The organism is Myxococcales bacterium (assembly GCA_012517325.1).
In the GTDB taxonomy this organism is placed as follows: domain Bacteria; phylum Lernaellota; class Lernaellaia; order Lernaellales; family Lernaellaceae; genus JAAYVF01.
In genome coordinates, this window is the sequence record JAAYVF010000071.1 from 20,510 (window position 1) to 31,573 (window position 11,064).

Sequence of the window (11,064 nt, forward strand, 5' to 3'; positions counted from 1 at the left end):
CCACACCTTGAAAATCGTCGCGACCAACGACCAGGGAACCGGTCAGGCGACCGTTCATTTCTTCATCGAAAAACCCTGGATCACGGTCAACACGCCCCAAACCGGCGACTTGTTCATGACCACGACGATCGACGTCGATGCGGATTACGGCAATTGTCACAATTGCGCGATCACCGTTTCGCTCGATTCCGTCGACATCACCGGTTCGTTGTACGCGCAGAACGGCCAGATTCTCGGCACCTTGGAAAGCCTCTCCGAAGGCGGGCACGAAATGGTGTTTCACATCGAAGCTTCCAAGGGCGATTCGGCCGAGGTCACTTCCTATTTCGAGATCATGCTGGAGGATCCGCATTTCGATCTGGCGCTCAGCGACTATCAAGTGGAAGTGGGCGACAATGTAGATGTGATTTATCAATTCTACGATGAATACGGCGAACCGCAAACCGTGCCGACGACCATCACCGCCAATCCCGGCGGCGGGGTGGTGATTACCGACGATACGATCAGTTGCTATTCACCCGGGTTGTATCAAATCACCGTCAGCACCGATTACAGTTCGTTCGGCACGATCGCGGCCAGCACCTGGCTTTTCGTCAGTTCCTCGGAAGCCTATTCGCTGACCTTGGACGTCGATCCGGACGAGGTGGAGGTCGGCGGTTCGGCGATCGTCACCCCCACGGTGCTCGACTCCGCAGGCAACGTCATCACCTGGATGCCGGTCGGTTACTCGGTCGATCCGCCCTACGGCACGGTCGTCAACGGCAACGTCTTCACCTTCAACCAGGCGGGCACGGTCACCATCACGGGCAACGTCCTGGGCACCGGCGTGTACGCGACGGCTACGGTCACGGTCAATCCCGGCGCGCCCTCCGCGCTGGAGTTGTTCTGCGATCCGCCCACGGTCACGGTCGGCGATTCGGTCACTTGCTGGGTGCAGATCACCGACGCCTACGGCAACAATTTGCCGGACGAAGATTACTATTACGAGGTGTTCCCGGTGGCGACGATTCTCGGCGACCAGATCACCTTCTCGACCGACGGGATTTACACGATTACGGCCCATTCCTCCAATTATCCGACGACCTTGATGGACAGCGTGATCATCGAGGTGTTGGATGATGAGACCACTCCGGGCATCGTCATCACCTCGCCGCAACGGGCCCTCTACACCACATCCGATCTCTTCGTGAATGTGGCGGGCTACATCTACAACGTCGATCTGATGCAGCCGGGCACCACGGTCAAATTGAACGGCACGGAAATTTATTACAACGGTTCCACGGGCGATTTCGGGCCCGAGGCGTTCTGGTTGCAACCCGGCATCAACATCATTTACGTCGAGGTGGATGACGGCGAGGGGAACACGGCGCGCGCCGCGACCAGCGTCTATTACGCGCCGCTGGAATGGACCAACGACGCCTGGATCGCCAACGCGTTCGGCATTCACCTGTCGGGCGATGGGTTCAACCAGGTCGGCGCCATCGTGCAGTCCTACTTGAATACGCTCAACCTGGAAGAAATGCTGATGGCGATCAACCCGGTCTTCGACGAGCGGGCCGAGGTCTGGGGCGTCACCGTGGCTAGCGCCAAGGCTGATATCACCTCAGTCGAATACAATGCCCCGGCCATTACCTTCACCCCGACCGACGGCGGCCTCACCGTCCAGGCGACGGAAGACTGGTTGAAGGTCTACTTCGACGTGCGGTGCGGCGTCTTTTCCAAGGGCGACGACAAGGTCTATTTCACCATCTCGGGCGACGTGTCGGTCACCGACATGACCCTGACCAGCAACGCCGATTTGTCGGTGAATCCCAATACGCACCAGATCATCGTCGATCTGGTACCGTTCGACATGGATGTCGGCTCGTTCAACTTCCACATCGACAACTTCCCGGACGCGCTGATCGACCTGTTCGAATCGTCGATTCAGTCGTTGGTCGAGGAGGCGGTCGAAAATGCGTTGGACGACGCGGTCGAACCGTTGATCCAGGACTTCATGGATGATTTCTCGCTGTCCTTTAACTACACCATCAACAATCCGACCACGGGCGAGGATATCGATTACAGCTTCGTCGGTCAGGTGGACTCGCTCGATCAAACCACTTACGGAATGACCGCCTGGCTGGAAAGCCAGGTGCTGACCAGCGTGGTCAATCCGATCGTCCGGCAGTTCAACGGTTCCTACCGGACCACCGGCAACGTCCCGGCGATCACCACCGAGCCCAGCGGCCAGCCGTTCGGGATCGCCTTGGCCATCAACGACGATGTGTTGAACCAGATCATTTACCAGGCGTACCGCAGCGGCGTTCTGCACCAGGATCTCAACGATGCCATCGATGCCTGCGACTCGGTGTTCTACGCGTTGATGCCGGACATCTGCGACACTTATCAGAGCGGCTCCGATCCGGTCTGGTTGGATGTCAAAATCCGGCCGCAACTGGTGCCGGTCGCGCATCTCTACGCACCGGGGAAAACCACCGACGTCGGCGCCAAGGTGGAGATCGGCGATATGTTCGTTTATCTCTACGCCGACGGCGGATCCGGACCGGAAACGGTGCTGTGCTTGTCGGTCAGTTCGGTCATCCCGGGCACCTTCCAGTTCGTTTATCCGGACAATGTCCTGACGTTGGATCTGGGAACGCCGACCACCTACATCGACACGATCGATAATCCGCTGGCGTTGCCGGAGAATCTGTTCGAGGGCATCGCGCCGCTCCTGGTCGATCTGTTCATCCCGGTTTTGGAAGACGCCATCGACGACTTCCAGATGCCGGAATTCGAGGTGGAAGGCGATACCTATCTGCCGGTTGTCACCAGCATGGGGCTGATCGGTTCGATCATGGATTACCTGGGAGCATTCGGCGATATCGTCGAGGAAACGAAATAAACCGTTCTTCAGGGCATGAACAGGCGGGTCCGCAAGGGCCCGCTTTTTTTTTCGAATCTTGTGCCGTCCATTAAATTCGGTTAATGCTACCCACCATGCGCAATGAACGTCAGCAGCGGGAGATCGCCGTCATCGGCGCCGGCCCCGCGGGAGCCCATCTCGCCAGGCGGCTCGCGGAAACCGGCCTCCGGGTCTGGCTGTTCGATCCGCGCGCGCCCTGGGAAAAACCGTGCGGCGGCGGCATTACCCATCAGGCCTGGTCACGCTTTCCGATTCTGCGCGCTGCTTCCCTGAAGCCGCACGAAGTCTTCCAATCCTTGCAGATTTCACCGCATCGCCAGTTTTTCGTGGTCGACCAGGGCCATCCCCTGCTGATGGTTTCGCGCCGGGCGTTGGGCGAGGTCATGCTCGACGCGGCGACGCGGGCGGGCGCGGTCCATGTGCCGGCGGCGGTCGAGCGCCTCGAATCGTCGGCCGGGCGAATCCGGTTGACCGCCGGCGGCCGGGAATACCTGGCTGATTTCGTGGCCGGGGCGGATGGGGTGCGGTCGTTGGTGCGCCGGACCTTTCTCGGCGAACTGGCGAAAGAGCGGACCCTGGGCGCCATCTGCCGATTTTACGAAGGCGGTCCGGGCGACCCGACGGTGGTGCGCGTTGCTTCGTTTCCCGGGTATTGCTGGTCGTTCCCGCGCGCCGATTGCCTGGCGGTCGGCGTCGGGGCGATGCAACGCGGCTACGACATCAAAGGAGCCCTGGAAGGCTTCATGGCGGATTTCTATCCCGGTCGCCGGCCGCTCGGACCCGCGCAAGGCGCGTTGTTGCCGTATCTGCACGATTTCGGCGCCTATCGCGAGCCGCGAGTCGGCGCTTGCTGGGCGTTGATCGGCGACGCGGCGGGTTTCGTCGATACGCTGACCGGCGAGGGCATCGGTTACGCCGTTTGGTCGGCCGATCTTTTGGCCGATGCTATTCTGGCCGGGCGTCCCGGGCGCTACGAAGGCGCCTGGCGCCGGGCTTTCGGCTGGCATTTGATGAGCGGCGCCTGGGTGGCGCGGCACATTTTTAATCCGAAATTCATCGACCGCTTTTTCACGGCGATCACGGTTTGTCCGGCCTTGCGCCGAACCTTCATGGATTACGTGTGGAACCTGCCGCCTTATCCGGTTCTGCTCGGCCGGGCCTTGCGGGCCTTGCCGGCCACCCGGCGCGAATGGCGGGCTTTCAAGCGAGACGGCGCCCTGATTCCCGCCGAGCGGCTTCAGCCGTTCGAATCGCTGGCCGGACAGATCGATTTTCAATATCGGCCGTAAATCTTCGCGTTCGCCGCGGATATGCCGCGGTAGGCGATTGACAGTCCGGGCGGCGCTTCTTATTTTCCGAGACGACCAGTAATGAATGAACCCTTCGGAGGCAACGGGATGAAAGGAATGACCCGCCAGGAATTGGCCCGCTACAACGGTAAAAACGGCCAGCCGGCTTATATCGCCTACCAGGGAAAGGTCTACGACATTTCCAATTCGAGAAAGTGGAAGGAAGGCCGGCACATGCTCAAACACGAGGCCGGCCAGGATCTGACCGCTTCGCTCGGCGTCGCGCCGCACGGCGACGATGTCTTCGCCGCGTTTCCGATCGTCGCCCACCTGGTGACCGAAATGACCGCGGCGGAACTGGCGACACACAACGGACAGGACGGGCGACCGACCTACCTCGCCTACCAGGGCAAAATCTACGACGTTTCCGATTCGAAAAAATGGAAAAACGGCAAGCACATGATGAAACACGAGGCCGGCCGCGATTTGACCGCCAGCCTGGCCGCCGCGCCGCATGACGAAAAGGTGTTCGAAAATTTTCCGATCGTCGGTGCCTTGGCCGAAAAGCCGGCCCGCGAAGAGGACGAGCCGGCGGCGCCCTGGCCGCTGTCGTTCATCTATCGCCGATTCCCGTTTTTCAAGCGGCATTCGCATCCGTTCGCGGTGCATTTCCCGATCGGGCTCATCCTCGCCGGTTTTCTGTTCGTGCTACTGCACCTTTTCTTCGGCCGGACCGAGCCGTTCTACCTGGAAAAAACCTCCTATTACCTGATCGTGCTCAGCGCGTTCACCGCGCCGTTTTCGGTGTTGACCGGCATGCAGGTCTGGTACGCGGTCTACGGCATGGGCAAAACGTTCAAGCTGACTTTCAAACTGATCGGCGGCATTGTCGTTTGCGTGCTTGCGGCCATCCTTTCCCTGCTGCACGTGGCCAACCCGTCGCTGATTCTCAGCCCGCTCAACGCCATGTCGTACGTATACATCGGCATCTACGGCATCGCGGTGCTGTTGGTCGGGACGGTCGGCTTTTTCGGCGGACAGTTGACGTTTCCGAACGAATAGCCTTTCGGGTTGGAAAGCCGACGCGCGCCGGTATTTATAACCAATTTGCCGCACGAATGGGCCTTTTCGGAGAAAGGCTCGAAATTCTTATTGAAAATCTTTGCGATATTTGGTCCAATAAAACGTCGTTAAGGGTGGCCGAGGCGCTGTCGAGTCCGGTTCGTCGATCGTCGTTTGCCGAATTCGACTCTCGTCGCGGCAGGATGTCAACGTTGGACTGAAAAGTGTCTGTAGGGCTACAAGGTGCGTTTCGGCAGCGTCTCAGCGAGTACAAACCGGATTCCGTCCTTTTCCCACGATCCCGTTGCGGTTTGGTTGAGAATCGTTAACCGTGCTTTGCCTCGCCTGCAGTGCTTTCGGTCCGCAAGCAAGGGAGAATGACTGATCGATGAGGAACAAACTGTTTGTGGGCGGTTTGGCTTGGGCTACCACCAGCGAAGGTCTGCAGGAAGCGTTTTCGCCGTACGGTGAAGTCGTCGAAGCGAAAGTGGTGACGGATCGCGACACCGGTCGCAGTCGCGGTTTCGGTTTCGTTTCCTATGCCACCGACGAGGAAGCCAAGGAAGCCTTGGCAATGAACGGCACCGAACTCGACGGGCGCCGGATCCGGGTCGATATCGCCCAGGAAAAGGAAGGGCGCGGCGAACGGTCGTTCAACCGCCGCGATCGCTGATCAATCAAGTCGATTTTTGTTCGATCATTTGAACAAAATCGCGGGTTCGTCCCACCATTAATAAAATGTCGCCGGGCTGAAGCACCAATTCGGGCGGCGGCAGAAAGACGAACCGCGCCGGGTTTTTCTGTTTAACCGCGATGATCAACACGCCGAAACGTTTGCGCAAATGCAATTCGATGAGATTTTTTCCGGTGAACCAGGCAGGTGCGGTGATTTCCTGTACTTGGTAATCCTCGGTCAAAGGGATGAAATCCAAAAAATTCGGATCCTGAATGGATGCCGCCAGGCGGCGTGCGCTTTCTCGCTCGGGGAAGATGATTTTATCCACGCCGATCGCTTGTAAAATGGAGGCGTGATCGTCGTTCGCGGCTTTGGCGAGGATTTTTTTCAGCCCGATTTTGCGCAGGTGCAGGGCGCAGAGAATACTGGCCTGCAAGTTCCCGGTGATACTGATGACGGCTTGGTCGAAGTCAGTTGAAACAGCCTCGCGAAGGTCGTCGAAGTCGCTGACATCCAGAATCAATGCATGTTGCACGCGATCTTGGATCGCTTCGACCAGTTCCTTTTTGCGATCAATCGCCAGGACCTCGGAGGAAACGGCTAAAGCGCAAGCCAATTCGAAACCGAATTGGCCCAGCCCGATGACGCAAATCCGTGATTTTTTACTCATCCCACCATGATCCTTCCTTCGGGGTGTTGGATTCTGACACGCTTTTTTTCGACGATCCAGGCGGCGATGGTCAGCGGGCCGACGCGCCCCATGAACATGGAGCAGATCAACCAGACCCGGCCGATCATCGAAAGGTGGGGCGTCAACCCGGTGGAAAGCCCCACGGTCGCGAAGGCGGAAACCTGCTCGAACATGACATCTTGCAGGCCGAATCCGGGTTGCAGATTCTCGGTGGAAAGTAAAAGCAGGATGCCGAACAGATTCCAGCCGACGGCCAGCGCGAAAAGCAAGGTCGTGCGGCGCACGATTTGATGCGAGATGGTTTTACCGAACAAGGTCACTTCATCGGAACCGCGTAGGCGGGCGACGAGTCGGGAAAGCCAAATCGCCATCGAGGTGGTTTTCACGCCGCCGGCGCAGGAACCGGGGGAGCCGCCGATAAACATCAATATCGTGACGAAGAGCAAGGAAGCCGGGGGCAGGGCACCGATACGGATCGAATTGAAACCGGCGGTTCGGGCGGTCACGGATTGAAAAATAGCCCCGCCGATTTTCTCCGGCAGGGATTTTTCCTCACCGGGCATTCCGAAGAGCAGAATCCCCAAGGTTCCGCCGACGATTAACAACGCGCTCGCCCAGAAAACCGTGCGGGCATGCAGCGAAAAACGGAAAATGGAATTTGATTCCCGCTTGCTTCGTAGGGAAAAAACTTGCCAGATCTCAATCAGGACGGTATGGCCTAACCCGCCTAGTACGATCAGCAACAGGATGATTGTCAGCACCGGCCAATTGGCGCGGAACGATAGAAGGTTTTCGGAATAAATGGAAAAGCCGGCGTTGCAAAAAGCGGAAATCCCGTGAAAAACGGCACTGAATAATGCTTGCTTCACCGGATGATCGGGTAATAAAAATAAAAAGAGCAAGAGAATCCCGGTCAATTCAATCGTTCCCGTGATGAGAATAATTCGGCCCACTATCTGGGCGATATCGTTGGCGGCAGTACGTTGCATCAGGCTGTCGGCCAAAGCGACTTGCGATTTTAATGACAGATTGCGGCCGAGCATGCCGAAAATCAGGGCGGCAAAAACCATCCAGCCCAATCCGCCCAGCTGAATCAGGATGACGATGATCATTTGCCCGACGTGGTTGAAATCCTTGGCCGTATCGACCACTGTCAAGCCGGTGACGCAGACGGCGGAGGTGGAGGTGAACAGGGCATTGAGCAGAGAGACGCTGCCCGGGGTGTGGGAAACCGGCAACCACAGCATGATGCCGCCCAGGCCGATGGCTGCTGCGAACCCGATGATGACAATGGATTCGGGCGACCAGTGAAGCGGATTAGTCAGCAACCTGGTCAGAACTCTCGAAGCGAATCGATTCGCGAAAGTGCGCATCGGCAACGCCTCATTCCGCCGGTTATTTCTTTTTCGCGGGCGGCTTGCCTTTCGGTTCCGGTTCTTCCTTCATCTTGATTTTCCCGTCTTCCATGAAGAACTTGGCGAACGGGCTTTCGTGTCGCGGCTGGTTTTGCCGCCCGGGCCGATCCTTGCCGCCGTGGCTCGCAGCGGCCGCCGGCGGTCTGCCGCCGGTCGGGGCTTGCTGGCGTGGCGGCCGCGATTGCGGCGGGCGCGGCGGTCCTTCGCGGCGCGGCGGCCGTTCGCCGGCCGGTTGCGGGGGGCGCGGTTGCTGGGGCGGGCGCGGCGGCGTTTCCGTCGTCTGTTTCAACGACAGCGAAATGCGCTTCCGATCCAGGTCGACACCGATGACCTTCACCGTGAGGTGCTCGCCGACCAGGATGAAATTGGTCGGGTTTTCGACGTAGTTCCAGGCCAGTTCGGAAAGATGCACCAGGCCGTCCTGGTGGACGCCGATGTCGACGAAGGCTCCGAAGTCCGTGACGTTGGTGACGACGCCTTCCAGCAGCATCCACTCGCGCAGGTCGTGGAGGGTCGTGACGTTGGGATCGAAGCGCACCGGGTCGAATTTTTCCCGCGGGTCGCGTCCGGGCTTGGCCAATTCCGCGAGAATGTCCTGCAAGGTCGGCAGGCCGACGTCCTCGCTGATGTATTGGTCGATTTTTATCTTGGCGCGTTGCTCGGCGTCGTTCATCAGCGCCGTCACGTCAACGCCCAGATCGGTCGCCATGCGCTGCACCAGCGGATACCGTTCGGGGTGGACCGCCGAGGCGTCGAGCGGTTGCTCGCCGTTGCGGATGCGCAAGAATCCGGCGGCCTGCTCGAACGTCTTGGGGCCGATGCCGTTCACGGCTAGCAGTTCCTGGCGGTTGCGGAAGACGCCGTGCGCCGAACGGTATTTGACGATCGCCGCGGCGCGTGCGGCGTTCAGGCCCGAGACCGAGGCCAGGAGTTTCGGGCTGGCGGTGTTGAGGTCCACGCCCACCGCGTTGACGCAGCTCTGCACCACGTCGTCCAGGCTCTTCTGCAAAGCGTCCTGGTCGACGTCGTGCTGGTATTGGCCGACGCCGATCGACTTCGGGTCGATTTTCACCAATTCCGCCAGCGGATCCTGCAGGCGCCGGGCGATGCTGATCGCGCCGCGAATGGTGAGGTCCAGGTCCGGGAATTCCTGCCGGGCGATTTCGCTCGCCGAATACACGCTGGCGCCGGCCTCGTTGACCTGCACCACCGTCGCGTCGTTGAGTTGTTCGCGGTCCAGGCCGCGCAGGAACGATTCCACTTCGCGGCTGCCCGTGCCGTTGCCCACGGCGATGGCCTCGATCTGGTAGCGGCGGCAGTAGAATTCGAGGCTTTTGATCGCCTGCTCGATCTTTTCCTTGTTGTGCAGGATGTCGATGACCGTGCTGGCCAGCAGGTCGCCCTTGCCGTCGAGCGCCACCATCTTGCTGCCGGTGCGCAGGCCGGGGTCGATGCCCAGCACCCATTTCGCGCCGAGGGGCGGGGCCATCAGCAGGCGGCGGAGGTTTTTCGCGAACACCGAAATGGCCATGCGGTCGGAGCGCTGGCGCAGTTCCTGCCGCGCGTGTCCCTCGATCGCCGAGACCAGTAGCCGGTCGTAGGAATCTTCCGCCGCGGCGAGCAAATGCGCGACCAACGTGGCGGTGGCGTTTTTAATGACGTGCCGATGAACGATGTCCATCGCCTGGTCGCGGTCGGCGGTGATCCGAAACAGGAGCACGTCCTCGGCCTCGCCGCGCCGAATGGCCAGCATGCGGTGGCTGGGGATGGACTTGGCCGCCTCGGAAAAATGGAAGTAATCGCGGAATTTGGCGCCGTCTTTTTCCTTGCCGGGCTTGGCCTTGGCGGTGACGGTTCCCTGGTTCAGATAAAGTTCGCGCAACGCCGCGCGCAACGCGGGCAGTTCCGAGATGCGTTCGGCGACGATGTCGCGCGCGCCCTGCCAGGCGGCGGCGACGTCGGGCACGCCTTTTTCAGCGTCGACGAAGGGAGCGGCGAGGGCGTCGGGATCGCCGTCCAGCGTCTCCTGCTTCCAGATCAGGTCCGCCAGGGGTTCGAGCCCGCGGGCGATCGCTTCCGAAGCCCGCGTCTTCCGTTTGGGCTTGTACGGCAGGTACAAATCCTCGAGCTCGGCGGCGTCGCGGGTTTGTTCGATTTTTTCGCGCAGTTCGGCGGTCAGTTTGCCTTGCTGTTCGATCGTGCGGAGGATGGTTTCCTTGCGTTCGTCGAGCCGCTTGAGATAGTCGAGGCGATCGCGGATTTCGGCGATCCGCACCTCGTCCAACCCGCCGGTGGCCTCTTTGCGATAACGAGCGATAAAGGGAATCGTCGCTTCCGCGTCCAACAGGGCGATCGTTTGCGAGACACCCGCTTCGGGAAGGCCGGCTACCCGGGCGATTTCAGTTGCATAGTTGGCGATCACGTATCGGCTCCCTTTTACATAAGGCCCCGATGGTGTCAAATTATTCACCAATGTCAAGCGAATAGGTGCGCCGCCGCCCGGCGGAGAATCGGCGCGCGACGAGGGAAAAATCATGGCCGATCAACTTTGGTACGAGAAAATGCCCGTGGCGGTCACGGTGTGCGATCGCGACGGCGTCATCGTGGATATGAACGAAAAAGCCGGCGAAACCTTCCGCAAATGGGGCGGTAAGAAATTGATCGGCCAGAGCCTGCTCGATTACCACCCGGAACCGGCGCGGGCCAAGCTGGTCGAGATGCTGCGGACCCAGCAGGCCAACACCTATTACATCGAAAAAGCCGGTCGCCGGAAGATCATTCACCAAACGCCCTGGCGCGTTGACGGCGAATACCGCGGATTTGTGGAAATCTCGTTCGAGCTGCCCGACGAACTGCCGACACATAAACGGGGTTGACGTGAAGCCCGTAGTGTCCCCCCGAAAGCAAGACAGATTTAGGCGGCTTTTAGGGTGAGGTAAGCCGCTTCGACCTCGTTCGGCGTCCGGTAACCGAGCGCCGAGTGGATTCGTTTTTCATTGTACCAGCGGACATATTGGTCGATG

General features: G+C 59.7%; 8 protein-coding genes and 1 pseudogene. 5 read left to right on the forward strand and 4 right to left on the reverse strand.

Translation table 11 applies throughout. The annotated features are described in order from the left end of the window. Positions 1-2,982 precede the first annotated feature (2,982 nt). The 4 genes and pseudogenes from GX444_12350 to GX444_12365 all read left to right on the forward strand — a co-directional run bounded on the left by GX444_12350 (position 2,983) and on the right by GX444_12365 (position 5,932). Positions 2,983-4,197: a hypothetical protein gene (locus tag GX444_12350; protein NLH49373.1), complete on the forward strand. Its 1,215-nt coding sequence runs from the start codon at positions 2,983-2,985 to the stop codon at positions 4,195-4,197. A gap of 108 nt (positions 4,198-4,305) precedes the next feature. Beyond that, positions 4,306-4,521 (forward strand): annotated as a pseudogene (locus GX444_12355) (cytochrome B5). Between the two features lie 18 nt (positions 4,522-4,539). Further along, on the forward strand, positions 4,540-5,259 hold the full coding sequence (locus GX444_12360) for a hypothetical protein (protein ID NLH49374.1): 720 nt from the start codon (positions 4,540-4,542) through the stop codon (positions 5,257-5,259). A 388-nt stretch (positions 5,260-5,647) separates the two neighbouring features. After that, a complete protein-coding gene (locus tag GX444_12365) occupies positions 5,648-5,932 on the forward strand; it encodes an RNA-binding protein (protein ID NLH49375.1) in 285 nt (94 codons plus the stop codon). A gap of 4 nt (positions 5,933-5,936) precedes the next feature. Here the strand turns inward: GX444_12365 and GX444_12370 are convergent, their stop codons facing one another. The 3 genes from GX444_12370 to GX444_12380 are packed head-to-tail and all read right to left on the reverse strand — an operon-like array spanning position 5,937 to position 10,577. Continuing rightward, positions 5,937-6,605, reverse strand: coding sequence for a TrkA family potassium uptake protein (locus GX444_12370; GenBank protein ID NLH49376.1), 669 nt, complete (start codon positions 6,603-6,605; stop codon positions 5,937-5,939). Continuing rightward, a complete protein-coding gene (locus GX444_12375) occupies positions 6,602-7,999 on the reverse strand; it encodes an ATPase (GenBank protein ID NLH49377.1) in 1,398 nt (465 codons plus the stop codon). Before GX444_12375 ends, GX444_12370 begins: the two co-directional genes overlap by 4 nt. Before the next feature lie 22 nt (positions 8,000-8,021). Continuing rightward, positions 8,022-10,577: an RNA-binding transcriptional accessory protein gene (locus tag GX444_12380; GenBank protein ID NLH49378.1), complete on the reverse strand. Its 2,556-nt coding sequence runs from the start codon at positions 10,575-10,577 to the stop codon at positions 8,022-8,024. On the opposite strand from GX444_12380, the gene GX444_12385 reads away from it, so the two are divergent. Then, positions 10,576-10,917, forward strand: coding sequence for a PAS domain-containing protein (locus tag GX444_12385; protein NLH49379.1), 342 nt, complete (start codon positions 10,576-10,578; stop codon positions 10,915-10,917). The genes GX444_12380 and GX444_12385 overlap by 2 nt on opposite strands. A gap of 38 nt (positions 10,918-10,955) precedes the next feature. Here GX444_12385 and GX444_12390 read toward each other — a convergent pair. Continuing rightward, positions 10,956-11,064 (reverse strand): transposase (locus GX444_12390; protein NLH49380.1); only part of this gene is annotated, 109 nt, incomplete at its 5' end.

What these genes read in the sequence shown, in the direction of transcription:
- GX444_12350 (NLH49373.1), top strand. Translation starts at nt 2,983, where the DNA reads ATGCGCAATGAACGTCAGCAGCGGGAGATCGCCGTCATCGGCGCCGGC.
- GX444_12360 (NLH49374.1), top strand. Translation starts at nt 4,540, where the DNA reads ATGACCGCGGCGGAACTGGCGACACACAACGGACAGGACGGGCGACCG.
- GX444_12365 (NLH49375.1), top strand. Translation starts at nt 5,648, where the DNA reads ATGAGGAACAAACTGTTTGTGGGCGGTTTGGCTTGGGCTACCACCAGC.
- GX444_12370 (NLH49376.1), bottom strand. Translation starts at nt 6,605, where the DNA reads ATGAGTAAAAAATCACGGATTTGCGTCATCGGGCTGGGCCAATTCGGT.
- GX444_12375 (NLH49377.1), bottom strand. Translation starts at nt 7,999, where the DNA reads ATGCGCACTTTCGCGAATCGATTCGCTTCGAGAGTTCTGACCAGGTTG.
- GX444_12385 (NLH49379.1), top strand. Translation starts at nt 10,576, where the DNA reads ATGGCCGATCAACTTTGGTACGAGAAAATGCCCGTGGCGGTCACGGTG.
- GX444_12380 (NLH49378.1), bottom strand. Translation starts at nt 10,577, where the DNA reads ATGATTTTTCCCTCGTCGCGCGCCGATTCTCCGCCGGGCGGCGGCGCA.